At 46.6% G+C, this 23,442-nt stretch carries 22 protein-coding genes; 14 read left to right on the top strand and 8 right to left on the bottom strand.

What is annotated here, in order from left to right:
• The first annotated feature begins 56 nt into the window (after window positions 1–56).
• Entirely contained in the window at window positions 57–557 is a 501-nt protein-coding gene (locus ACUJFL_RS15545) for a GGDEF domain-containing protein (protein WP_445429100.1), read from the top strand.
• A gap of 31 nt (window positions 558–588) precedes the next feature.
• Here the strand turns inward: ACUJFL_RS15545 and ACUJFL_RS15540 are convergent, their stop codons facing one another.
• On the bottom strand, window positions 589–1,326 hold the full coding sequence (locus ACUJFL_RS15540; protein WP_445425450.1) for a substrate-binding periplasmic protein: 738 nt from the start codon (window positions 1,324–1,326) through the stop codon (window positions 589–591).
• Window positions 1,327–1,554: 228 nt separating this feature from the next.
• Here ACUJFL_RS15540 and ACUJFL_RS15535 point away from each other — a divergent pair, with 228 nt between their 5' ends.
• Window positions 1,555–3,942 (top strand): zinc-dependent metalloprotease, encoded by a 2,388-nt coding sequence (locus ACUJFL_RS15535; protein WP_445425449.1) that lies wholly within the window; start codon window positions 1,555–1,557, stop codon window positions 3,940–3,942.
• Window positions 3,943–3,988: 46 nt separating this feature from the next.
• Here the strand turns inward: ACUJFL_RS15535 and ACUJFL_RS15530 are convergent, their stop codons facing one another.
• Window positions 3,989–4,903, bottom strand: coding sequence for a LysR family transcriptional regulator (locus ACUJFL_RS15530; protein WP_306177748.1), 915 nt, complete (start codon window positions 4,901–4,903; stop codon window positions 3,989–3,991).
• Between the two features lie 134 nt (window positions 4,904–5,037).
• Between ACUJFL_RS15530 and ACUJFL_RS15525 the strand changes: the two genes are divergently transcribed.
• Together ACUJFL_RS15525 and ACUJFL_RS15520 are read left to right on the top strand one after the other, a co-directional pair.
• Window positions 5,038–5,877: a type 1 glutamine amidotransferase domain-containing protein gene (locus ACUJFL_RS15525; RefSeq protein WP_445425448.1), complete on the top strand. Its 840-nt coding sequence runs from the start codon at window positions 5,038–5,040 to the stop codon at window positions 5,875–5,877.
• Between the two features lie 52 nt (window positions 5,878–5,929).
• Window positions 5,930–7,084: an iron-containing alcohol dehydrogenase gene (locus ACUJFL_RS15520; protein WP_229587400.1), complete on the top strand. Its 1,155-nt coding sequence runs from the start codon at window positions 5,930–5,932 to the stop codon at window positions 7,082–7,084.
• 130 nt (window positions 7,085–7,214) lie between these two features.
• Here ACUJFL_RS15520 and ACUJFL_RS15515 read toward each other — a convergent pair whose 3' ends face one another.
• The 3 genes from ACUJFL_RS15515 to ACUJFL_RS15505 all read right to left on the bottom strand — a co-directional run bounded on the left by ACUJFL_RS15515 (window position 7,215) and on the right by ACUJFL_RS15505 (window position 9,194).
• Entirely contained in the window at window positions 7,215–7,850 is a 636-nt protein-coding gene (locus ACUJFL_RS15515) for a GNAT family N-acetyltransferase (protein WP_445425447.1), read from the bottom strand.
• 110 nt (window positions 7,851–7,960) lie between these two features.
• A complete protein-coding gene (gene folM / locus ACUJFL_RS15510; RefSeq protein WP_445425446.1) occupies window positions 7,961–8,743 on the bottom strand; it encodes a dihydromonapterin reductase in 783 nt (260 codons plus the stop codon).
• A gap of 202 nt (window positions 8,744–8,945) precedes the next feature.
• Window positions 8,946–9,194: a DUF3297 family protein gene (locus ACUJFL_RS15505; RefSeq protein ID WP_445425445.1), complete on the bottom strand. Its 249-nt coding sequence runs from the start codon at window positions 9,192–9,194 to the stop codon at window positions 8,946–8,948.
• 269 nt (window positions 9,195–9,463) lie between these two features.
• Here ACUJFL_RS15505 and ACUJFL_RS15500 point away from each other — a divergent pair, with 269 nt between their 5' ends.
• The 5 genes from ACUJFL_RS15500 to ACUJFL_RS15480 all read left to right on the top strand — a co-directional run bounded on the left by ACUJFL_RS15500 (window position 9,464) and on the right by ACUJFL_RS15480 (window position 15,555).
• Window positions 9,464–10,450, top strand: coding sequence for an alpha/beta fold hydrolase (locus ACUJFL_RS15500; RefSeq protein WP_445425444.1), 987 nt, complete (start codon window positions 9,464–9,466; stop codon window positions 10,448–10,450).
• Between the two features lie 435 nt (window positions 10,451–10,885).
• Window positions 10,886–11,101, top strand: coding sequence for a TIGR02450 family Trp-rich protein (locus ACUJFL_RS15495; RefSeq protein ID WP_226751025.1), 216 nt, complete (start codon window positions 10,886–10,888; stop codon window positions 11,099–11,101).
• A gap of 106 nt (window positions 11,102–11,207) precedes the next feature.
• Entirely contained in the window at window positions 11,208–13,676 is a 2,469-nt protein-coding gene (locus ACUJFL_RS15490) for a tetratricopeptide repeat protein (RefSeq protein WP_445427939.1), read from the top strand.
• Window positions 13,673–14,092 carry a hypothetical protein gene (locus ACUJFL_RS15485; protein ID WP_445427938.1) on the top strand — a complete coding sequence of 140 codons (420 nt, stop codon included), beginning with the start codon at window positions 13,673–13,675 and terminating at the stop codon, window positions 14,090–14,092. The genes ACUJFL_RS15490 and ACUJFL_RS15485 overlap by 4 nt, the downstream gene beginning before the upstream one ends.
• Window positions 14,093–14,184: 92 nt before the next feature.
• Window positions 14,185–15,555 (top strand): GAF domain-containing sensor histidine kinase, encoded by a 1,371-nt coding sequence (locus ACUJFL_RS15480; protein WP_445427937.1) that lies wholly within the window; start codon window positions 14,185–14,187, stop codon window positions 15,553–15,555.
• 68 nt (window positions 15,556–15,623) lie between these two features.
• Here ACUJFL_RS15480 and ACUJFL_RS15475 read toward each other — a convergent pair whose 3' ends face one another.
• On the bottom strand, window positions 15,624–16,358 hold the full coding sequence (locus tag ACUJFL_RS15475; RefSeq protein ID WP_226751029.1) for a sulfite exporter TauE/SafE family protein: 735 nt from the start codon (window positions 16,356–16,358) through the stop codon (window positions 15,624–15,626).
• 18 nt (window positions 16,359–16,376) lie between these two features.
• Window positions 16,377–17,072 (bottom strand): pirin family protein, encoded by a 696-nt coding sequence (locus ACUJFL_RS15470; protein WP_445427936.1) that lies wholly within the window; start codon window positions 17,070–17,072, stop codon window positions 16,377–16,379.
• A 129-nt stretch (window positions 17,073–17,201) separates the two neighbouring features.
• Here ACUJFL_RS15470 and ACUJFL_RS15465 point away from each other — a divergent pair, with 129 nt between their 5' ends.
• The 5 genes from ACUJFL_RS15465 (at window position 17,202) to ACUJFL_RS15445 (ending at window position 21,296) form a co-directional block, all read left to right on the top strand.
• Window positions 17,202–18,059 (top strand): DMT family transporter, encoded by an 858-nt coding sequence (locus tag ACUJFL_RS15465; protein ID WP_445427935.1) that lies wholly within the window; start codon window positions 17,202–17,204, stop codon window positions 18,057–18,059.
• Between the two features lie 143 nt (window positions 18,060–18,202).
• Complete coding sequence (locus tag ACUJFL_RS15460) at window positions 18,203–19,117, top strand: virulence factor BrkB family protein (RefSeq protein WP_226751032.1); 915 nt, start codon at window positions 18,203–18,205, stop codon at window positions 19,115–19,117.
• The gene (gene dtd, locus ACUJFL_RS15455) at window positions 19,114–19,554 is read left to right on the top strand and encodes a D-aminoacyl-tRNA deacylase (protein WP_445427934.1); all 441 of its coding nucleotides are present in this window, start codon (window positions 19,114–19,116) and stop codon (window positions 19,552–19,554) included. The genes ACUJFL_RS15460 and dtd overlap by 4 nt, the downstream gene beginning before the upstream one ends.
• Before the next feature lie 4 nt (window positions 19,555–19,558).
• A complete protein-coding gene (locus ACUJFL_RS15450; RefSeq protein ID WP_306177735.1) occupies window positions 19,559–20,488 on the top strand; it encodes a bifunctional GNAT family N-acetyltransferase/hotdog fold thioesterase in 930 nt (309 codons plus the stop codon).
• The gene (locus ACUJFL_RS15445) at window positions 20,481–21,296 is read left to right on the top strand and encodes an NAD(P)H-binding protein (RefSeq protein ID WP_445427933.1); all 816 of its coding nucleotides are present in this window, start codon (window positions 20,481–20,483) and stop codon (window positions 21,294–21,296) included. Before ACUJFL_RS15450 ends, ACUJFL_RS15445 begins: the two co-directional genes overlap by 8 nt.
• Window positions 21,297–21,303: 7 nt before the next feature.
• Here ACUJFL_RS15445 and ACUJFL_RS15440 read toward each other — a convergent pair whose 3' ends face one another.
• Window positions 21,304–23,325: a methyl-accepting chemotaxis protein gene (locus tag ACUJFL_RS15440; RefSeq protein WP_445427932.1), complete on the bottom strand. Its 2,022-nt coding sequence runs from the start codon at window positions 23,323–23,325 to the stop codon at window positions 21,304–21,306.
• Window positions 23,326–23,442: the final 117 nt, after the last annotated feature.

The raw sequence follows: 23,442 nt of genomic DNA, 5'->3' as shown, positions 1-23,442 counted from the left end.
AGGCCAATCAGCATTTAGAGTCAGAGGTAGCAAAGCGTACCGCCCAATTAGAAAAGCTGGCTACCACGGATGAGCTAACCGAGTTAGCGAATCGTCGAGAAATTATGCGTATCCTCGATGTAGAGTTATTACGTTGTAGGCGGCAAAAGTCATCGCTATGTGTCATGATGCTCGATCTTGATCATTTTAAAGCTATAAATGATGAGCATGGCCATCAAACGGGAGATCAAACGCTGAAATTCGCGGCTGAATGCTTTAAACAGCAGATCAGAAAAATAGATTTTATTGGCCGAATTGGTGGTGAGGAGTTTTTGATTATCCTGCCCGATACCGCCATCGAACCTGCGGTTGAACTGGCTGAACGGATCCGGTTGGCACTTAATCAGCAATCGACAAAACAGGCTTTGCCCAATTGTACTGTTAGCATTGGTGCCACTGACTGCCAAATCACGGATACGCCGCAAAGTTTATTACAACGTGCTGACGAAATGATGTATCAAGCTAAAACAAATGGTCGAGATCAAGTTTGTTTTAAAGCTTCAGCCTTGGATAAATGATCACGTTTCTGGCAGCTAAGTGGTTATCATTTTAAGGCCACTGGCTGAGGATTTGCTGATACTTGTCTGACGCCATTAGTTTGGCAAGTTCTAGATCAAATTGCAGCTGTAACTGTTTGTCTTTAATAATCGCACCATACGATTTTGCTGCAAAGATAGGATGAATCGAGAATTGCTCTTGCGGGTAATATTGCTTGAAGATATGTTTTAATAAACGGCGCTCGCCAATCACTACATCTGTGCGGTTATTTACCAGTAATCTTAATTGTAATTCCCGATCAGCGACCTCTAAATAATTGATGTCTTGAATAACATGACTTAACTGATCCGCCAGCACCGCATGAGCAAACTGGTAAGTAACGGTTCTTTTACCTTTCAAATCATTAATAACGTTAATGTTGTGCTGCTCAGTTTTCAGTGATATAGCGACATCTTGATATGGTAAATAAGGCTTTGTCAAAAAACCATGCTGAGATTCAAAAGCGGCTGGGCTGGCCACATCAAATTTACCTTCATTAAAGTCTTTAATCAGCCTGCTGTAGCCTAATAAGTGAAATTCTGTCGCATAGCCCATCTGCTGGAATACATGCCGTAAGATCTCAACATCAATGCCGGTGACTTCTTGCCCTGCAGGCTGAAAGGCCCATGGTGGGCCAATATTGATGGCCACTTTCAGTGTTTTCTGAGCCGAAAAGCAAGGCCAAGCTAACAGTAAAAAGCAGATCAAGACGATGCGCATATTGTGTACCGCTAAGTTACTGATGGTCATTTACACCATCTTATTGTTTTTTTGCATTGGAGTGTAGTTGATAAATAGTGTTATACCAGCAGGGAGCGTTATAAAACGGTGCTCCTTGGTGCGTAGAATAGGGCGAAAATTGCATAACTTCAGTCAGTCATCTCACCAATTATGTTCCTGCTTTTCCTTTTTAATCATATACAAGACGGCGTAAAAACCTTTATGGTAGAGGCTTGAATGATTGAAAGGATGGCGTTGATGGAAAAGTTTTTTGCAGCTTGTGGGCTGGTCTTTTTATTATTGCTCAGTGGTTGTCAGCCAGCCACTGAGCAGCAGAGTTTAGCCGATTATAGTCAGCGGCTTGATGCTGAACCGGGTTTGTTTACGCTTTATCGTGATAATGAGGCGGGTAAGGTCTATTTGCAGGTGCCGGCGAGTGATCAGCAATATCTTTATTATTCCAGCTTGCCACAGGGATTAGGTTCAAATGATATCGGTTTAGATCGCGGGCAATTGATGGAGTTAGGCGCACGCTTGGTCAGTTTTGAAGATGCTGGCGACAAAATGTTATTACGCCAGCACAATACGCAATTTCGTGCCGAATCGAACAATCCTTTAGAGCAACGTTCAGTCGATGAGGCTTTTGCCAGTGCCATTATTGGCAGTTTTAGCGTAGTGGCGCGTGATGCTACAAGCGTATTGATTGATGCGACTGATTTTGTGGTCAGTGATAGCCATGGCGTAGCACGTATTTTGAAAGCGCGCGGGCAAGGCGATTTTACGTTAACGCCGAGCCATTCGGCGTTGTATTGGCCAAGGACGAAAAGCTTTGAAAGAAATACTGAGCTTGAAGCCACCTTAACCTTTACCAGCGATAATCCGGGTAATTTTGTGCGCCAAGTGGCGCCTGATCCTTACCAAATTAGTGTGCGCGTACATCACAGTTTTGTTGCGCTGCCTGAACCTGGTTTTGTCCCTCGTACCTTTCATCCACAAAGCGGCTTTTGGTCTTTTGACTATGAAGATTACGCTGCCCCTATTGATCAACCTATTACCCAGCGTGTGATCCCACGCCACCGTTTAGCGAAAAAAGATCCCACGGCCAAGCTGAGCGAAGCTGTAGAGCCGATTGTGTATTATCTGGATGCAGGTACACCAGAGCCGATTCGTTCGGCGCTATTAGATGGTGCGCGTTGGTGGAATGATGCCTTTACCGCGGCCGGATACAAAGATGCGTTTGTGGTAAAAATGATGCCTGAAGGCGCTGATGCCATGGATGTGCGTTATAACATGATCCAATGGGTGCATCGGGCGACGCGTGGTTGGTCTTATGGTAGCAGTGTGATTGATCCACGTACCGGCGAGATTATTAAAGGGCATGTCACTTTAGGTTCGCTGCGGGTACGGCAAGATTATTTGTTGGCGCAAGGTATGACGTCACCTTTTACGGAGCCCGACATCGTGGCGTCTGAACTAACCGAGATGGCGTTAGCGCGTATTCGGCAATTATCGGCACACGAAATTGGCCACACGCTAGGTATTGCGCATAACTTTGCTGCCAGTAACCAAGACCGTGCCTCGGTGATGGATTACCCGCATCCGAAATTTACTTTAACGCCTGAGCAAAGCATCAGCTTAAACGATGCTTATGCCACGGGTATTGGGGCTTGGGATAAACGGGTTGTGCAATACGGTTATGGTGATTTTGCGGATGACGCAGCTCGCTTAGCCTTTATTGCAGAGTCTAATAATGCCGGTTTTGTGTTTATGTCTGATGCCGACAGTAATGGCATTAGCAAAGCACATGCATTTTCGAGTTTATGGGACGGTGGCGCCGATGCGGTTACCGAGTTAGAGCGTATTTTAGCGGTACGCCAGCAAGGTTTGGCAAATTTTAGCCCCGCGACCCTGGCTTTTGAGCGCCCCTATTCTGATTTAGCGGAAATTCTAGTACCTCTGTATTTTTCGCATCGCTACCAAACTGAAGCCGTCGGGAAATGGCTCGGCGGTTATCAATATAGCTATCAGGTTAAAACGGAGAATGTGGCGCCAGATTATCAACCGTTGTCGGGTGCTGAACAGCAACGCGCGTTAGCGACATTATTGAAAACCTTAGAGCCAGCACAATTGGCGTTAAGTGCGCAGATCCAGGCATTAATTCCCCCTAAAGCCTATGGTTATCGCAGTAGTCGCGAGAGCCCACAAGGTTATACTGGGTTGATTTTTGATCCCCTATCTTTAGCCGAAGCGGCCGCCAATCAAAGCTTCGCCATTTTATTGGATGAGCAGCGTTTAGCAAGACTGCAGTGGCAACATCAGTTTGATAACAAGGTGCCCAGTGTCAGTGCTGTTTTAGCGGCTACCTGGCAACAAATTCAGCAGCCGGTTGCAACCCAACCTTTGCTCAGTCGACGCATGCAAATCAGTTACTTGCAGCAGTTACTAGCGCTGGCTAAGTCAGCAGAATTAGCCCCCGAGTTGCGCGCAGAGTTATTGTTTCATCTGCAAGGGCTCAGCGAAAAGTTCGCTTTGGGTAATGATGCGCACCATTTGTTATTATTGAAAATGGCGGGGCAAGTGAGTAATGCGGCAGCGGATCTCAATAAGGTTAAAACCTTACAAGCGCCGCCAGGCTCGCCAATTTAACGGTTATAACAGCAAGCCGGCAATCGTCAGATTGTCGGCGGTTAGGTTAACTGCTGGCTTTTTGGTGGGCATATTTATTAATGTTAGCGAACGCCATCAAGATATCTTTGGCGTAACTGATCCGCGGATGTTTTAGTGCGCCCTTGCGCCAAACTAAATAGATAAAATTCTCAGGCCCCTCTGGTCCTAGCTGCATCAACTCCCCTGCTGTTATCGCCTCTTTACACAAATAATCGGGTAAAACGCTATAACCAATACCGGCTTTTATAATGCCAGCTATGGCACGAATATCGGGGCAAATAGCGGCGATCGGTGACAAACAGCTGTCATTAAACACGGTTTTAAAATACGGCCGGATCAATGGCAGTGTCTCGTCGTAACTGACCACGGGATACAGTCTTAGCTGTTCGCTACTTAAGGTTTGCTGGGCTAATTGTTGGCCATTAAAGCGGTTGGTCACTAAAATTAAACGCTCGCTATCAATAATTTGATAATCATACAAGGCAGGATCGGGAGTAGAAGCGGTGATCGCCAATTCCGCGGTACCTTCAGCTAATAACTGATAAATACGATCTTTATTACCCACATGTACCACTAAATTCACTTCACCCGCTTGCAGTAAATTAGCAAACTGTGCACCGGCAATATAGCTAATATATTCAGCCGGCCCGGCAATATTCAAGGTGCCATAAACGGCACTATTACGATTACGCACTGACGCTAGCTTTTGCTCGACGGCATCAAAGTGTCGTGCCACTTGCAGTGCTAAATCATGGGCCGCTACCGTGGGTTCAACACCTCGAGCTTTACGCTCAAACAACGCAAAGCCCACCCAAGATTCGATACTTTGGATATGCGCAGTGGCTGCCGGTTGTGATAAGCCTAAATTGGCGGCGGCCTTGGTAATGGTGCCGCAGCGATACACTTCAACAAAGGTGCGTAACTGCACAAAATACGACATATGCTATTAGCCATCAGAAATATGATGGCTGATAGTAAAAGAGCTGAGTTCTAACCACAAGTAAAACCCTTTAAGCTTTACTCACTAAAAACACAGCCGCGGTATCGTCGGCCTGTTAAACCAAAGGAGTCACTATGTTCAAGCAAAGCTTAATTGCCGTAGCACTCGTTAGCGTATTTAGCCAAGGCGTTATGGCATCAGACAGTAAAGGTCAGATCTTGGTGTTGTTATCAAGCGAAAGCGAAATGCAGCTGCAAGAGGGTAAAACCATTAGCACCGGTTATTACTTAAATGAGTTTGGCGTACCGGCTGATGCTTTTATTCAAGCCGGCTATGACTTGGTGCTAGCTACGCCAAAAGGTAATGCACCGGTGGTCGATCAAAAATCAGTCACCACTGACTATTTTGGTGGCAGTGCTGCTGAAATGCAGCGTATCAAAGAGGTTATTGCTGCGATCCCTGGCATCGACGATACCTTGTCGTTGCGTGAAATTTTAGACGGTGGTTTAGCGCAGTATAAAGCGGTGTTTATTCCAGGTGGTCATGCGCCTTTAATTGATTTAGCTAACAATCCTGAAGTCGGCAAAATACTCACGCATTTTAATGCTAACGCTAAGCCTACTGCGGCCATTTGTCATGGGCCGATAGCGTTATTGTCACCCCAACAAAACCCAATGGCTTTTCAGCAAGGTTTAATTGAGCAAACTAACCCTAAAGCCAGTGACTGGATTTATGCCGGCTACAAAATGACCATTTTCTCGAACAGTGAAGAAGCGGTATTTGAAGGTTCACTTGACGGTAAAAAGCTGCAGTATTACCCAGGCCAGGCCATGCAGCAGGCTGGTGGCAATATGCAGTATGCCGCAGATTGGACATCGAATGTGGTGGTAGACCGCGAGCTGATTACTGGGCAAAACCCTTTTTCGGATAAAGCCCTTGCAGCCGAAGTATTAAAGCAATTAGCCGCTAAGTAATGTTAACTGCTGGCCAGCGAGCCAGCAGTATTCCCTTTATTTTGGAGTGATGATGTTAAATTTTAATTTTAAAAATCAAACAGAAATCTTATTTGGTAAAGGCCAAATTAAAGAAGCGAAAAGTCGTTTACCGCAAGATGCTAAGGTGCTGTTTTTATATGGCGGTGGCTCGATTAAACGCAACGGCGTTTATGATGACGTGATAGCGTTACTCGATGGCGTAAATTTTCACGAATTTGCAGGGGTTGAACCTAACCCGACCCTAGAAACCTTAATGCAGGCTGTCGAGTTAGTGCGAGCTAAAAACATTAACTTTATTTTAGCTGTGGGTGGAGGCAGTGTGATTGACGGTGCTAAATTTATTGCTGCAGCAGCCCATTTCAAGGGGGAGCCGTGGGATATTCTGGCCAAAGGCGCGGCCTTTGCACACGCCTTACCCATTGGTGCCGTCTTAACCTTACCCGCAACGGGCTCTGAGAGTAACGGTAACTCGGTTGTGACCAACAAAGCCACTGCGCAAAAACGTGCCTTTGCCTCTGATCTCGTGCAGCCAACCTTTGCGGTGTTAGATCCGGTGTATACGCTGTCGCTACCGGTTAAGCAGGTGAGTAATGGCGTGGTGGATGCCTTTGTGCATGTGATTGAACAGTATCTTACTTATCCAGTAAATGCGCCGCTGCAAGATCGTTTTGCCGAGGGTATTTTACAAACCTTAATTAGCGAAGGGCCAAAAGCCTTAGCCACACCCGATGACTACGATGTGCGAGCCAACGTGATGTGGTCGGCGACTATGGCGTTAAACGGTTTAATTGGTAAAGGCGTGCCGCAAGATTGGGCAACGCATATGATTGGTCACGAATTAACGGCGTTATTTGGGCTGGATCATGCACAAACCTTGGCGGTAGTGTTGCCGACACTGATGTATGTGCAGCGCGAAAAGAAACGCCAAAAGCTGCTGCAGTTTGGTCGGCGCGTATTTAACATCAACACTAGCTCAGAAGATGAAGTGATTGATTTAACCATCAAAGCGACACAAGACTTCTTTGAAAACATGGGGGTTAAAACACGTTTAAGCGATTACAACTTAGCCGAAGCGGATATTGATAAATTAGTTGCTAACCTCGAGCGTAATGGCATGACGGCGTTAGGCGAGCATGGCGATATCGATTTAGCTAAAGCACGGCAGATCCTTACGCTGGCGCTTTGATACGGCTAAGTTAACTTACCCAATAAAAACAGCGGTTTAAGCCGCTGTTTTTTTATTTATAAGTATCTTGCTTACCTCACGAAAGGTAACTTTTTCAACGGTTTGCGGGCGGCTTTTTTTCTGATAAGTGCTAAGGCTGTTGAAATCGCGCTAAGCGCGAGTGGACATAAGGGCGACATAACGCCGCTTCTGCATAATCCACAGGGATCGTTGCCGCTTCTTGTTCGCGATGATATTCAACAAAGCCTGCTCGCTGATAAGTCGCTAAGGCTGCAGGATGATCGTCCGAGCAGGTATGCACCCAGATATTCGGCGTTTCTGTATTTTGCTGCGCTTGTAACCACTGCTGCGCTAAGGCAATAGCGGCTTGGCTTAATTTAGGGCCTAAGCCTTGGCCGCTGAATGCGGGTAATAAACCAAAAAACTTTAATTCGACACTGCATTGCTTGGCCTCTGTTGAGCCAGCCACCGCACTGGGTGTACTTGGGTGTAAGTTCAGCTCGACAAAACCGGCAATACTGCCATCTTGATACAGCACCCAGGTGCGAACATGTTCATTTGCAACATGCTCCAGCCATTGCTGATAATCCCAGCTTAAGCGGCTAAACCAGTGCCAAGGCGTACCTACGGCGTGAAATAAAAATTGGCTGAGCTCTGGGCTCGGTCGACGGGCTTCCATCAGCAAACAGTCGGTTGGCCAGTCGGGTAGTGACAGGGTAGGGCCTTGATACTGTAAATACCAAGTGGTGATAAGTTTGCTAGCCATAAGACCATTATTTCAGTGAATAAAGTTTGCCTTATGCTAGCAAAGCTAACTGAGCAGGTAAATGTGGCAATGCCTTAATACGAGGTGTGGCAGTATTAATGCCGCGAAAGTTAAGGTAATTGCAAATGACGGCCGCCATCCAGTGCTAAGCAACGCCCCGTAATGTAACGGCTATTCAGCAGGTAAAGCACGCTTTGTAATACTTCATCTGGGCCAGGGGCAATGCCCATTAAGGATTTTTTCAGTGCTTTTTCGCGATAAGCCGCATCATCGTGCTCGTTAAACATCAATAGCGCTGGGGCAATCGAATTCACTTTCACCTTAGGCGCTAACTTACGTGATAGTGATAGCGTTAAGTTTTCCAATGCAGCCTTAGAGGCAGCATAGGCTTGATGTTTGCTGCTACCGACACTGGCAACAAAGTCGGTTAAATGAATAATATCGGCAGTCTCTGTACTGGCGAGTAATTGGGGCAACAGGGCTCGATTTAACAAATAAGCGGCACGCGCATGAATATGCTGCATCGCATCAAAAACCTCTGCATCCTGCTGTAACTGGCTCAGTATATCTTGCGGCTGAGCTGTTGCGGCTTGCGGGCGATCTGCTTGCCAGCTCGAAGCATTATGAATCAGCGCTCGGATCGCAGGATAGGGCGCCAGTGCTGCAATAAGCGCGGCCATACTGGTTAAGTCATTTAAATCGGTAGCAATACACTGCGCGCCCGCTTGTTGCAGTTCACGGATGCCCGTTGTCATTTTGCGGTAAGTCACCACCAGTTGATAGCCATGTTCAAGCAATGCCTTGGCACAATATAACCCGACACGTTGGCCGGCACCGGTAATAACAATAATGCCTTTATCTGAGGAAGCCTGAGAAACGGTGCTGCTTTGCATATAAAAAACCCTATGAGAACGCTAAAAAAGCCTTATACGCGATAAAGTGTTGTTGGGTTTTACTGTTAAAACAACCGCGAAGTTGACGAAGTGCGAAGAAGTGAGCTGCATAACCGTAGCAGCGAAGCGCCTGCTACGGTTTCATCAGTCTAAGCCGCCTAAATAATACCTTGTGCTGCACGGCTGAGTTGATGGTGAATCATTAACGATAGAAGGCTTCAACTTTGCCTTTTAGGGTCATTAATAGGGGTTGGCCACGACGGTCTAATGCCTTGCCTGCCGCCACTTTTACCCAACCTTCGCTGATACAATATTCTTCTACATCAAAGCGCTCTTTACCATTTAATCGAATACCGATGTCGTGTTCAAAAATAGCTTCAACATAGAAACGGCTGCGAGGATTAACAGAAAGGTGGTCCGGTAAGTCTGGGCGTGCGGTCGTATCGTTCATAGCAGTGCTCTGTCTGAAATTAAGTTGGCGCCATTGTATGCAAAGCGGCGATCTCGCTCAAGTGTGTTGGTAAGAAACAGCTTACACATTACCAAAAGTGGGGAATAAAAAAGAGGACGCAAAGTCTGTGTTATGGTTGTGATAACGGATGTTAAATGATTGACTTCACTACTGATGCTTCCAAGAACATCCTTTTTCGTATGACAGTCGATTAAATGAAAGAATCTGTCGTAGTGATTTAAACAATGGCCTGATGGTGGATGATAAGTATGCGGCTTTTAATGAGGTTAGTGGGGGCTTTGTGTCTGATACTGGTTATCGGCATCGTGATATACATGGCATTACATCGTGAACCTGATCGTACCGTCGAACAACTTCGAGTGCGCTGGGCGCCAGCACCTTCTCAATTTGTTGAGGTGGCTGGTATGCAACTGCATCTGCGGGATGAGGGCCCTCGCGGCGATCCTACCCCTATTGTACTGATACATGGAACCAGTTCTTCGCTGCACACTTGGGATGGCTGGGTGAATGCGTTAAAAGACGAGCGTCGTGTCATTCGATTTGATTTACCTGGTTTTGGTTTAACTGGCCCTTCAGCTGATAACAACTATAGTATTGAAAACTATGCACGAATTGTTATAGCCCTACTCGATGAGTTGCAACTAGAGCAAGTGGTGATCGCGGGCAACTCTTTAGGGGGTAATGTGGCCTGGGCGACGGCGGTGCTGTATCCACAACGTATAAAAAAACTGGTGCTGGTTGATGCCAGTGGTTATCCAAATCAAGCGCAATCTGTACCTATTGGCTTTACGATTGCCCGTATTCCTCTATTAAACAAACTGATGGAGCAGGTTTTACCGCGTAGCGTTATAGAAAGTAGCGTGAAGAATGTTTATGGTAATCCTGCCTTAGTCACAGCTGAACTGATTGATCGTTATTTCGAGCTTACTACCCGAGCGGGTAATCGTCAGGCTTTAAGTCAGCGTTTGCGGCAAACACAAACCGAGTCGTTAGTGAACCGAATTAAGGATCTGAAATTGCCAACACTGATTATTTGGGGCGGCCGTGATCGTCTTATTCCACCTGCTATGGCTGATCGCTTTCATCAGGATATTGTTGGGAGTCAATTGGTGCGTTTTAATAGGTTGGGTCATGTGCCACAGGAAGAAGATCCCGGCAGTACGGTGACTGTTTTTAAGCAGTTTTTGGCCGATGCAAATCAGACCGCAGCACGACAATCTGCTAAGATCAACTGAGCTTTTTTGATAGTTTATTAAAGCTGCAGCAAATTAAGCCAGATGATATGCAAAAGGAGCGCTACTTTTGAACGGTAAACATTGTCCCATTTGCAACAAGGATATTGGCGTTTTAGCCATTATGAAAGCGGCACTCCCTACACGGATAGCCTGTCCGCACTGTAAAAGTGGCTTAGTTTATAAGCCTTTTCCGTGGTTGTTGGCCAGCATGTGTCTCGTTATTTACTTGGCGTTATTGCTCTTGATTATCTTGCTGTATCAACCAGTCTTTTTTATTGATCATCCTTTAGCATTATTGATTCAAATAGGCTTTGCTTTGCTGCTATGGATACCGTTTGAGCTATTTTTAGCAACAGTACTCAGAAGTCAATCTGCCTTATCGGCAAAATAAAAATACAACGTTGGCTGAAATAAGCCATCTTTAAGGTGTGAATGATGAATCAAATTAATCCGAATAAATTGCTTAAGAGCAAATGGACAGCAATAAAACCGATAAACAAAGAAAAGCATTTTATGGTTAATGAAGTCGAGTTTGATGAAGAGGGGAATGTGCTTGCTTGCACGATAGAAGCGGTGATGTCGAAGCGTTCAATGCCTATTCAATGGCAGGAGTTAAAAGATATTCGGATTTGGCAACAAGGCTGGAAGTAGCCGCTTTCATTTGCTGACGATGCTGGTAATTAAGCCAACCTTTGCCATACTTGTTTAATTAATAAGCGACCATGAGTTGTCGTTTATTTAGTTAACAGTGATGGTAGTGGATAATCAGGATAAATTATTAATAACAACTAACCCGCCCGATGTCGAGCTTACCGCTCAGACGTTACAGGCGGGTTTTTGTTTAAGTGATATCACCGTTCTGCCCGAGAAAGGGTTTGTGGTGGTCAATGGCGAGTACCGACATTTATCCGCTAAAGCATTTGAAGTGTTGTTACAGTTAGCGCTGCATGCTGAAGAAATCGTACCGCAACAACAGATATTGTTGGCAGTTTGGGCTGATGCCGATGCACCTAAGGCAAATTTAACCCATGCGATTAGTGAGATCCGGCATGTATTAGGGGATCATAAAGAATGCCCGGTGTTTATTCAAACCCTACCTCGGCGTGGGTATCGCTTGCTTACGCCACTGCAATCTCAACCTACTCCCAGCGCAGCCAATGCGCCACCACTGATAGAGCGGCGAAGCCAAACCGTCGTGGTGAATCGGCATTGGTCGTGGTTGATGTCGCTATTTCGCGGCAGTCGACTGTTTAGTGTAAGCGTGGCGTTTCTAGTCAGTGTTTGGTTATTTATTCAGGTTATGGCCATCACCTTTCCGCTAATGAATATCTCGGCGACAGGCATGAAGCTGACTTTACTGGTCTTGCTGGTGGGTTTTCCGGTGGTGTTGTTGATTACCTGGGTGGGTGACTTACGCGAGCGCAAAAGACGGATGGCTTTGTCAAATAATCCAAAGCAACGGCAGTTTTGGCGGCGGCAATTAGCCGTCGATTTAGGTTTTTTATTGTTGTCGTTTACGGCAGTGTGGTTGTTAGGTCGCTCAATAAAGCTGGCCATTGATGATGATGTGCAGCAAGCCCCGGCTATTGTGCAGCAAACCGTTGCTTTGGGGCCTATCGCAAACTCCTTAGCTATTTTGCCGTTTCAGCTGCAGCATGGCAGCAAATTAGCCGATTATCTGCTGTCGGGGATCCGTGATGAGTTAGTGTATTCCTTAACGCAATTAAATCAATTTCCGGTGCTGGCCGATCGAGCAATGCAAAATATCAGTACGGATCTGAGCTATCAACAATTAGCGGATCAATTGCGGGTGGAGTATGTGCTAGAGGGGCGTATGCAGATTGTGGATGAACAGTTTCAGCTGGTGATTTCATTGGTTGAAACCGCCACTGGCATGCAGCGCTGGTCGACACGTTTAGCTCAGCCAGAGCAAGCCTTACCGACATTACAACGCGATTTACATCGACAGGTGCAAAATGCATTGGTGCTAGTGATGCCGCAAGTGTCCGTTAGTTTAACCGGGCGTGATTATCAAATAACCAATAACTTCAAAGCGTTTGATGCCTACATGCAAGCCCAGCAACAGCTAAAAAAATATGATGATTTGGCCAGTTTAGATACGGCTGAACAGCTGTTATTACAGGCCCTAAAGGAAGATGCTGATTTTGCATTGGCTTCAGCTAGCTTGTGTAAGGTGCATTTAGATAAATATGCCCTGACTCGACATATCGAAGAGTTCGATTTAGCCAATACCGCTTGCCAACATGCCGCGGGTTTAGCGGTTAACCAAGCAGAAGTGTATTCTGCTTTAGGCGAGCTGTACCGGTTGCGTGGTCAATACCCAGAAGCTATCGCGCAATATGAGCAAGCGCTTGCCGTTAATAGCCGCTGGGTTGATGCTATTACCGGTAAGGCCAGAGTGTTAAGTGCTAAAGAGCAGTCACAAGAAGCGGAGTTGCTGTTTAATCAAGCCATCGAATTAGAGCCAGGATATTGGCAAAACTATATGCATTACGGCCGGTTTTTATATGACAATGCCAATTTTGCTGCCGCTGCGCGTCGTTTTGAGCAAGCGTCGCGCTTAAAACCAGGCAGTACCGATGTGCTAAATAGCCTTGCGGCGGCATGGTTTTTGAGCGGGCAATTTCAGCAGGCGATAACAGTTTGGCAGCAAGTGGTGGAGTTATCGCCCGTCTCGTTATCGTTTTCTAACCTTGGCACGGCGTTATATTTTGCGGGCGATTATCTGCAAGCCGAGCAGTTCTATCGACAGGCGTTAGCCGTGAGCCCAGCGGATTACACCATTTGGACTAATCTAGCCGATGTGCTTGATGTGCAGGCGGATCGGCAACAAGAAGCGTTGGGTCTGTATCAGCGGGCGCTTAGCTTAGCGCAGGGTAATTTGGTGATTAATGCTCAAGCTCAGCCGCTATTATCGCAAATTAGCCGATTACAGGCAGAGCTACAGCAATGCGAGCAAGCTTTTGATACTGAACAGCAATTATTAGTGAGTAACCTGACTGACTTTTACGTTTTTTATGATTTAGCCATCGCCAACTTTACCTGCCAGCGTGCTTTACAGGGCATAACGTATTTACAGCAAGCGATCGACTTCGGTTATCCGGCCTCTTTGGTGGCGGCTGATCCAAAAATTCCCCATGAGATCTCCTCTCGCCGTTCTGGAAATGCAGTATCGATTAATCAACATGAAGGAAGATATAGATGAAAACCTTACTGATGTTCATGATTTTAACCGGCAGCTACTCGTTGTTTGCGGCGGATAAAGATCAGGTGTTACAAATTGAAGCGACGCCAGTTGCAGGCAGTTACTGTATTGTCGGCATTGAACCTGTCGGTGAAGATAATTGTAAAGAAAATAATGGTCAGCGCGGTCAATGTGAAGGTATCGCCAACTGTGTTTGCATAAAACCTGATAAGCATATTGAATGGCAAAGTGCCGACATAAAAGACTATCAAATTTATTTTTATGGAGATTCCCCCTTTAAACCAAATTGTAATTTAGAGTCGAATACTCAGGGTAAATTAAAATGTCGCATCAAAAATGACGCTGTGCAGCATTACGATTACGGTGTCAAAGTCGCAGACTGTGAAGACTTTGACCCTAGGATCATTATTAAGTAAGCTGTTTTGGCATCATTATAATGCTTTATGCTGCAGCCCAGTTGCTGCAGCAAATTGTACTATGGCCTAATGTCATATTCTGGGAGGCGATATTGAACAATACACTTGAAGGATTGTTATTAGCGCTGTCGATGGATCCGCTGTTAGATAGCGATCATCGCTCGCAAGCCGAAAGCGTGTTGTTGCAAACGTGTTTACAGGGTATCAAGGTATCGCGGGCCAGTATTTGGCTTTATAGCGATGAGAACAGTACTATAGCGTGTAAGTTGTTGTGCACTCAAGCCGGCATAAGCACTCACGATCTGCCCACATTAAACCGGACAGACTATCCCAGTTATTTTGCCGCACTTGATAAAAAACGCGTGATCACCGCGCCAGATGCGCGCAGCGATCCGGCCACCTGTGAATTCAACTTGGTTTATCTTGAGCCTTGCAATATCTATTCGCTGTTAGATGTGCCGCTACGCTACAAAGGCGAGGTCATTGGCATTATCTGTTGTGAACAAACACAGCAGCCACGTTTGTGGTCGGATAGCGATGCGGCTTTTGTGGGGGCCTTATCAGACTTGTATGGCCGTATTGTCGCCGCGGCCCAGCGTCATCGTTATCAGGTTCAGCTGGAGACAGCGAATGCCCGTTTAGAAAGCCAAGTGCAAGAGCGTACACAGCACTTACAGGCGGCATTAGATCAGTTAAAACAAACTCAGCATCATCTTATTGAATCAGAGAAAATGGCATCATTAGGTAGTTTAGTGGTGGGCGTAGCGCACGAAATTAATACACCGATTGGCGTTGGGCTTACGGCGAATAGCCATAGCCAATATGTGTTGGAAAAAGTACAGCGTACCGTTGAAACCGGTGGCATCACCAAGCAATCTTTAAAAAGTGCCGTCACCGATTTATTGCAATCGTGCAATATCGTAGAGCGCAACTTAGAGCGTGCAGCTGGGCTGATCCAACAATTTAAACAAACGGCCTTAGATCAAGCGCATTTTGAATTGCACGCGATCGACATTGACGATTATATCTCTGCGCTGAGTAGTACCTTGCAATCATTTTGTCGGCAACATCAGGTTGAGTTACAGTTACAGCTGAGTAGCGGCTTGTCTTTAAACACTTTTCCGGGAGCCTTAGCGCAAGTCATCACCAATTTAGTCACGAATGCTTGCTTACATGCGTTCGAGCAAGCGACGCAGCCTGCGTTAGTTAACATTACTACTCGGGTATCTGCCGATCAACAGCTGTGCATTGTGGTCAGTGATAATGGTTGCGGCATTCCGCGCAGCCATCAACAAAAAATCTTTGACCCTTTTTTTACCACTAAGCGTGGGCGAGGTGGCACGGGCTTAGGTTTATCGATTGTCTACAATATTGTTAAACAGCACTTAAAAGGTGAGCTAAGCCTGCACTCTGAGCCTGCTCAAGGCTGTCGTTTTAGCCTAACCATTCCTAATTTGCATTAAAGTGCGATTGGCCACCCCACGGCGCAATGTTCTGGCTAAAGAGCTGTGAAAGCGGCTTGCAGTTGCGTTTAAGGCAAAGTCCACAATAAGCGCGCGCCTGCCAAGAATAGCAAGCTGTAGATCAGCGGAATAATAATGCGTTCAGGCAGGCGTTTTTTTAAATAGACGCCCAGTTTAATCGCGATAAAGCTCAAAGGTAACAGCGGTAACACTTGATAGAGGTGTTGCAGGGTTAATTGTCCTTGCCAAATATACGCTGGTACTTTTAGCCAATTGGTTAAGGCAAAAAATACCGCTGCCGTGCCCAGGTATGTTGTGTAAGGCAGCTGTCGCGCCAGTAAGTAAATTTTTATTGGCGGTCCACCGGCATGCAATAACGTTGAGCTCAGTCCGGCGACAAAGCCTAAAATACCTCCTCCTAAGCTATTAGCTAACCAGGTTGCCGCTTTACCCCGTTGTAAAAAGTAATTTAGCGCAAATAGCACACTGGCGGCACCCACTAAGCCTTGTAGAAAAGCCGTATTTAATTTGCCAAGTAACAAGGCGCCAACCAAGATACCGCCTAGCGCAGCCGGTAATAGCCGTTTTAAGTCAACCATACTCCATTGCCGCCAGTATTGATGCAAGGTTAAGGCATCAGCGGCAATTAACAACGGTAAGAGTAGAGAGAGTGCTGTTGGGGCTTCAAAGCTCAGTAATAGCAGCGGTAAAGCCAGTAAGCCAAGGCTACCTGCAAAGGCGGCTTTGGAGATGCCAATCAGTAACACAGCAATGATCAGTACTGCCCATTGTTCGATTAGCATAGCGTTGCAATACCGAGCTTAAGCCGGTAAATCAAACCAAATGGCATTGACAGGTCCTTGTAACACCTTGCCTTGAAGTGACGCGATCGCGGCAAGCTTGATACCATCACCGGGAGCAAGCGTTTGCTCTGCCAGCGACACTGTGCCACTGATCAGATGCAGATAATACGCTCTGCCAGCAACAACTGGCAACTCAAATGCGTCACCTTCGGTTAAACGAAGCTGTGCCACCTGGGCGTCTTGTCGTATCTGCAAAGTGCCATTGCGGCCATCTGGCGTAATCACCCATGTTAAGCCAAGTGCTTGGCCAAAGTCTTTTTGTTGATAGCGTGGTTCACCCTCTTGTTGATTGGGTTCAATCCAAATCTGCAAAAACGTTAATGGCGCGGTTTTACTGGCATTATATTCGCTGTGTTGAATGCCTTTTCCCGCACTCATCAGTTGGAACTCGCCGGCTGGTAAAATTTTTTCATTACCCGCAGAATCTTTATGCGCGATATGACCGTCGAGTACATAGCTGATAATTTCCATATTGCGATGACCATGCGAACTAAAGCCTGCCCCTGCGATCACCCTGTCATCGTTGATCACGCGTAAGGCTGAAAACCCCATTTGTTTAGGGTTATAGTAATGGCCAAATGAAAAGCTATGTTTGCTGGTTAGCCAGCCAAATTGTGCTTGTCCGCGGTCTGCTGAACGAATAATCTCTAACATGTTAATCTCCGCTAATCAGTTTGCAGGGCCCTATGGTTTACGTTGGCCTTGCATCGTATGTTGCTAGTTTAAGCGGCGGCCTTAAACAAATAAATGGTAATAAATATGATGAATCTTACGGTTAATTAGATGGTAACAGCGAATATGCTTACTTTGCGGGTGTTGTGGTTAACAGTTTTGGCGTTGCTGGCTTTTGCGGGAAATAGTTTATTGAATCGAGCAGCATTTAGTCATACGAGTATTGATGCGACGAGTTTTACCTTAGTGCGGATCATATCTGCGGCACTCCTGTTATACCTGTTGTTAAGAGTGCGTCGACCGCTACGGCAGCCTGCGGGCAGTTGGCTTGGTGCGGGCTACTTATTTGCCTATGCGGCGTTTTTTTCTTTTGCTTATGTACAGTTGGATACCGCCACCGGAGCGTTATTGTTATTTGGCGCCGTGCAATTAACCATGCTAGCGTTGGGGGTAAAACAGTTAACTCAGGTTAGCGGTTGGCAATGGGCTGGCGCAGGCTTGGCATTAGCAGGGATTGGCTGGCTATTGTTGCCAGGCGCCAGTGCGCCAGAACCCCTGTCAGCCTTCTTTATGTTATGTGCCGGTGCCGCATGGGGATTATATTCCTTACTGGGCCAACGCGCGGGTGATGCTGCGGCAAACACTGCAGGCAATTTTTTAAGAGCGAGTCCACTGGCATTGGGGCTGTGTGTAATATTTTGGCCAAACCTGCAATGGGATCCCTATGGTGTGCTGCTGGCGCTGATCAGTGGTGCCATTACTTCTGGTTTAGGTTACTACATTTGGTATCGGGTATTGCCAGCCTTATCAGCGTTACAAGCTGCATCGGTACAATTGGCAGTCCCTGTTTTGGCTGCCATACTGGGTATAGTGTTGTTAAATGAGCCATTAACACTACGTTTAGTGATCGCTGCGGCTGTCGTACTTTGTGGTTTAGGCTTGGTCTTATTGAGTAATAATCGCGTTTAATCCGCTAAAGTATCCGCCTTTTGCGGCACGTTCGCGTGTAAAGCTTGCTCGGGCAAACTGGTGAGCTTGCTGGATTTACGGTATGCTGTAACAGGGTATTGGCCAAGCTAAGTAGTTGCCATGCCAGCAAAAAAGGAATCGATATGCGATCTGTAAATTGGCAAAATGGTTGGCGGCAAACGATAGATTTTGTTCGAGCCTATGCCCAGCGTTGTAAGCAAGATCAGTTGTCTGTGATGGGCGGCTATTTGGCTTATATCTCATTACTGTCTTTGGTGCCTATGGTCACCGTGATGTTTTCTATGCTCAGCGCCTTTCCGATGTTCGCGCAGTTTCGCACGAACTTAGAGCAATTTATTTACGCGAATGTGATCCCTTCTCGCGGCGAAGAAATTCAAACCTATCTCACGAAATTTATTGGCAATACCGGCAGTATGACCGCTATCGGTATTTTGGCTTTAGTCTGTGTGGCGTTATTATTGATCCACAATATCGATAAAACCTTGAATAAAATTTGGCGTGTAACGAAACGGCCACGATTAATCATTTCGTTTTCTATTTATTGGATGATTTTAACGCTAGGCCCCATTTTAGTCGGCTTGTCGATCGGGATGACCTCCTACGTGGTCCGACTGAGCAGTTTTGCCGATGATTACACGCCTGGTTTTTCGAGCCTCGTCCTTGGATTAGTGCCTTACGCCATGTCGTTAATCGCCTTTTTTATCTTGTATTTGGTCGTGCCGAATATCAAAGTGCGGCTTAAACATGCCTTGCTCGGGGCGTTATTGGCCACTGTACTATTTGAATTATCGAAGCGCGGCTTTGCTATTTATGTGACACACTTTCCAACCTATCAAACGATTTATGGTGCTTTAGCCTTATTACCTATTTTGTTCGTTTGGGTGCATTTATCGTGGATGGTGGTATTGCTTGGTGCAGAATTAACGGCGTTATTGCAACAACGTGAAGAGGGTGTATGTGAAGAAGGCGATGATTGTGCGGTACCCGATCAGGATGAAGCGCCTCCTACCACTATTGATACCGAGCGCTTAACATGAAAGCATTAATTCAACGCGTGAGTTCGGCTAAAGTTGAGATTGAACACACAACAGTGGGTGCTATTGAGCAAGGTTTACTGGTGCTGCTTGGCGTAGAGGCGACAGATAATGCTGCTGATGTGCAAAAGTTGGCTGAAAAAGTGTGTCGTTATCGAGTGTTTAGCGATGACCAAGGCAAAATGAATTTGAACGTGCAACAGGCCGGCGGAGCCTTGCTGGTTGTTTCGCAATTTACCTTAGCGGCGGATACACGTTCGGGTTTAAGACCGAGTTTTACCCCAGCAGGCAGCACGCAACTGGCAGAGCAGCATTATCAGGCTTTTTGCCAGGCTTGCCAAACGCTTGGCCTTAAGGTGGCGACAGGGCGTTTTGGCGCGAATATGCAGGTGAGCTTGGTCAATGATGGGCCGGTAACTTTTTTATTGGAGAGTCGTTAAATCGATGAACGCGAACTTACTGAATCAGCGCTGGCAATTGCGCAGCCCAGAGAGCGCCGCCGACTGGCAAGCCTATTATCAATTACGTTGGCAAATTTTACGGGCGCCATGGTTACAAGCTTTAGGTAGTGAGCGCGACGAATTAGAGCAAGACGCTTACCATCTGATGCTCACTAACGCAGCCGGCGAGTTAATTGCGGTGGGGCGGTTACATCAAGTCGATGCCGAAACGGCACAAGTGCGCTATATGGCGGTGGCCTCTGAATGGCAAGGCCAGGGCGCAGGTGCCGCAGTGTTACAAGGCTTGGAGCATTATGCGATAAGCCAAGGGTATAAAAAGCTGCTGCTAAACGCTCGCGATAGCGCCTTACCTTTTTACTTACGTCAGCAATATCATGTGTTGGGCTCGGCTCCCAGCATGTTTGGTATTGTGCATCAACGCATGAGTAAAACGCTTACGCTAGCCGGCACTGACAGCGAGTTCCGCCAGTGGTGTGCAGATTTGCAACAGACATGGCACAGCACTATTCCGTTAAGCCAGTTTATGCAATTGCAGATCACCTCTTTTGATGGTTTTAGTTTGCAATGTCAGGCGCCATTGGCACCGAATATTAATCTGCATCAGACCATGTTTGCTGGCAGTATTTATACTTTAGCAACCTTAACCGGCTGGGGCATGTTGTATCTTCAGTTGCAAAGTTTAGGCCTAGCAGGCGCGCAGGTGTTAGCGGAAGGCAATATTCGTTATTTACAACCGGTGCGTTCAACACCCACTGCGCGTTGTCATTTAGCCGATGTGCGGGGCGATCTTAGTACCTTAGCCAGTGGTCGCAGAGTACGCCAGCAGATCACTGTAGATATTTTCGTCGATGAACAGCATTGTGCGCAGTTTGTGGGTTTATATGCCGTATTACCTGAGCAAAGCGATGACTAACAAGGTCGTCATTATTGGATGTGGTTGGCTAGGGCAGCAATTGGCGAAGCCTTTAGTGCATGCCGGTTATCAAGTATTCGGTAGCCGACAATCGAGTGCCAGTGCGGCAGCATTACCTGAACCTATCCAGGGTTTTACGCTGGCTTTAAATCAACCACTAGTTGAGATCGACAAGTTATTGGCTATGTTGGCGGATGCGTGGGTGATTTGCAGTATTGCACCGGGTCGATCCTCCCCTACGGGGTATGTCAGTGCGCTTCAGCAGTTAGCTAAGCTTTGCCAACAAGCCGGTTTTAGAGGGGGCATCCACTTTAGTTCAACAGGCGTGTATCAGGGAGTCGATGGCCAACTGAATGAACAGGCCGCGCTATCTGACACTCAGCCTCGAGCGGTGTTGCTGGCCGAGGGGGAGCAGGCTTTACAACAGCAAGGTAACTGGCTGACGTTGCGTTTAGGCGGCCTAATGGGGCCAGGGCGTCATCCGGCACGTTTTACCCAAGGTAAACGGCTTGCAGATGCGCAGCAACCGGTGAATATGCTGCACAGTGCTGAGGTGGTGCAGGCTGTTTTAGCCCTGCTACCCGTTTGGCCTTTAAGCCAACCTTGTTATAACTTAAGCTCGCCTGCTCTGGTGAGCAAGCAGGCATTTTATCATGCGGCAACAGCTGCTCTTGGTCTGCCAGACAGTGCTTTTGATACTGAAACGGCAGCTCCATGGCGCAAAGTTGAGAGCCTAGCAATAGAGCGAGATACGCCTTTTCGCTATCGCTATCGTGATGCACGTGATGCGCTGGCCGATTGTTTGTAAACCCGTCTTAAATTTTAAACTTAGCGGCAGCAAGTTGTAACTGTTCGGCCAATGCTGCCACTTCGGCACTGTGGTTAAGCGTTTCTTCAGCTTGAGCTGCACTGGTTTTCGCCAGCCCGACCATTTCATGCATATTATCGTTAATCGACTGCCCTAACGCTAATTGACTGGCACTTGCGCTTGTAACTGCTTCGCTTATTCTCAAGGTTTCATTGATCGCTGCCGCCACTTGCTGCAAAGCGTTGACTAATTCAGCCATGGTTTGCACGCAGTTTTCCGCATCGGTTTTTCCTGCAGTGACAGCCGTTACGGCTTGTTTAGTTTGTTGCTGCAAATGTTCAATCATCTGGCGTATTTCACTGGTCGCTTGCTGCGTTCGGCTTGCTAAAGAGCGAACTTCATCGGCCACTACGGCAAAGCCGCGACCTTGATCGCCGGCTCTGGCGGCTTCGATGGCTGCGTTTAACGCTAATAAGTTGGTTTGTTCAGCAATGCTGCTGATAGTAGTTAAGATGCCGCCAATGTTGGTCGACTCCGAACTGACTTTGTTAATTAAGCTGCTGGTATTCACCAATTGCCCAGCTAGCTTGCTAATACGTTTGCTGTTTTCATCTGCCAGTGTATTAATTTGTTGGCTTTGTTGTAGCGCCAATTGCATGGCTTGGCCAGTTTCTGCTGCATGCTCGGCGACCGCTTGCGTATTATCGGCTAATTGTTCGGTAATACAGTTAACCGCATCAATTTGCTGCTGTTGTTGCTGTAACGATTGATTGATATCACTGACGGCAAGGGTAGAGCGACTGGCCGTATTGTTCAGCGCACGGGCATTGTGCTGGATATTATTAATTAAGCCGCTAAGGGCACTGATGAGGCTGTTAACCTTTGCAGAGAGGCTGCCAAATTCATCTTGTTGTTTAATCATCAGTTGCCGGGTGAGATCGCCTTGTGAGATATATCCCAGTATATGGTTGATACCTTTAAGCGGTTTGATCATGGCATTAATAGTGAAATAGGCGATAGTAAAGGCTAACACCACTAAAATCACCATGATGATACTGGTGCGCTGGCTGCCAGAGTTTAATTCGCTGGAAACTTGTTGTTGTAGCTGAGAAAATTGCTGATCTGCGGCTTGTACCACTTGATCTAAGCTATTAAGCGCTTGCTCAATTTGTTCCTCTGCTTGATTAAGTTGTAAACGTGCCTGCTGTAAGGCCGTGACATGCTGTTTTTTCAGTTGGCTTAAATTCGTTTCTTTGTCGAAAGCCGCATTTAAGTTCTGCCAATTTTCAGCAAACTGCTGCCATAAACCTTGGCTGTTGATGTCCTGCACTAATTGCGCTAAATAATCGACATTGACCTGCATATCACTGACGGCAAATTCAATATTTTGCTCGTTCGGTGCAAATTGTGCGTAGTCACTGTAACCTGCGGTTTCGCGTAGCGTGTTAATTAACCCTACCAGTTGCCCATCTAAACGCGCAGCCGTGCCGGCAATAATTGCAGCCAGTTGTTTATCGCGTGGCAGTTCTAATTCAGACAATTCAATTAAGCTAGCGCCGGCTTCATCTAACAGGATTTCTAACTCAGCTAATTCACTTGTGAGTTGCTGCTGGTAACTCAGGCTACTTAAACGCGCTTGAAACATTTTTGCGGCGGCATCCGTGTAACCTTTGGCAAACTCAGTCGCTTGTTGCAGGTTTTGTTGCAGCGCACTGTCTACATTAAGCTGGGTAAAGCCCTCTGTTAGCTCAGCAAAAGCACGTTGTGCTTGAAGGAACTGTTGCTGTTGGCGTTCAATGGCATTTTGTTGTTCAGCATTAAACCCTGCAGAGGATAAGCGTGCCAGTTTTAATAATTGAATTTGCGCTAAATTGCTTTGTTGTTGTGCGGGCAGCGCTTGTTCATTGACCTGAGTATTGGCACGGGTGATGCTGCGAAAAATACCAAGTGCTGAGATGCTGGCAAACAGTAATAATAAGGTGATAAAGGCAAAACCAATACTCACTTTATGTGCAACTTTTAATTTCATGCTGAGTTACCCTGCTTGAAGAAACTTATTATCTTTATTATCGTTTCAACTTAGCAGTTTTTAGCACACTGGTCTAGCCAGCAAAGCAGTCTGGTTAGACCTAAAATTGTGCAAAAG

The sequence above is a fragment of the Alishewanella sp. HL-SH05 genome (genome assembly GCF_052655985.1).
Note: the sequence above shows the minus strand (reverse complement) of the source record. Positions and strands in the feature narration are given on the sequence as shown.

Bases quoted from the DNA above. Each gene is read 5' to 3' on its own strand.
- ACUJFL_RS15540 (WP_445425450.1), bottom strand. From the start codon at position 1,326: ATGACCATCAGTAACTTAGCGGTACACAATATGCGCATCGTCTTGATC.
- ACUJFL_RS15535 (WP_445425449.1), top strand. From the start codon at position 1,555: ATGGAAAAGTTTTTTGCAGCTTGTGGGCTGGTCTTTTTATTATTGCTC.
- ACUJFL_RS15530 (WP_306177748.1), bottom strand. From the start codon at position 4,903: ATGTCGTATTTTGTGCAGTTACGCACCTTTGTTGAAGTGTATCGCTGC.
- ACUJFL_RS15525 (WP_445425448.1), top strand. From the start codon at position 5,038: ATGTTCAAGCAAAGCTTAATTGCCGTAGCACTCGTTAGCGTATTTAGC.
- ACUJFL_RS15520 (WP_229587400.1), top strand. From the start codon at position 5,930: ATGTTAAATTTTAATTTTAAAAATCAAACAGAAATCTTATTTGGTAAA.
- ACUJFL_RS15515 (WP_445425447.1), bottom strand. From the start codon at position 7,850: ATGGCTAGCAAACTTATCACCACTTGGTATTTACAGTATCAAGGCCCT.
- folM (WP_445425446.1), bottom strand. From the start codon at position 8,743: ATGCAAAGCAGCACCGTTTCTCAGGCTTCCTCAGATAAAGGCATTATT.
- ACUJFL_RS15505 (WP_445425445.1), bottom strand. From the start codon at position 9,194: ATGAACGATACGACCGCACGCCCAGACTTACCGGACCACCTTTCTGTT.
- ACUJFL_RS15500 (WP_445425444.1), top strand. From the start codon at position 9,464: ATGCGGCTTTTAATGAGGTTAGTGGGGGCTTTGTGTCTGATACTGGTT.
- ACUJFL_RS15495 (WP_226751025.1), top strand. From the start codon at position 10,886: ATGAATCAAATTAATCCGAATAAATTGCTTAAGAGCAAATGGACAGCA.
- ACUJFL_RS15485 (WP_445427938.1), top strand. From the start codon at position 13,673: ATGAAAACCTTACTGATGTTCATGATTTTAACCGGCAGCTACTCGTTG.
- ACUJFL_RS15475 (WP_226751029.1), bottom strand. From the start codon at position 16,358: ATGCTAATCGAACAATGGGCAGTACTGATCATTGCTGTGTTACTGATT.
- ACUJFL_RS15470 (WP_445427936.1), bottom strand. From the start codon at position 17,072: ATGTTAGAGATTATTCGTTCAGCAGACCGCGGACAAGCACAATTTGGC.
- ACUJFL_RS15465 (WP_445427935.1), top strand. From the start codon at position 17,202: ATGGTAACAGCGAATATGCTTACTTTGCGGGTGTTGTGGTTAACAGTT.
- ACUJFL_RS15460 (WP_226751032.1), top strand. From the start codon at position 18,203: ATGCGATCTGTAAATTGGCAAAATGGTTGGCGGCAAACGATAGATTTT.
- dtd (WP_445427934.1), top strand. From the start codon at position 19,114: ATGAAAGCATTAATTCAACGCGTGAGTTCGGCTAAAGTTGAGATTGAA.
- ACUJFL_RS15450 (WP_306177735.1), top strand. From the start codon at position 19,559: ATGAACGCGAACTTACTGAATCAGCGCTGGCAATTGCGCAGCCCAGAG.
- ACUJFL_RS15445 (WP_445427933.1), top strand. From the start codon at position 20,481: ATGACTAACAAGGTCGTCATTATTGGATGTGGTTGGCTAGGGCAGCAA.
- ACUJFL_RS15440 (WP_445427932.1), bottom strand. From the start codon at position 23,325: ATGAAATTAAAAGTTGCACATAAAGTGAGTATTGGTTTTGCCTTTATC.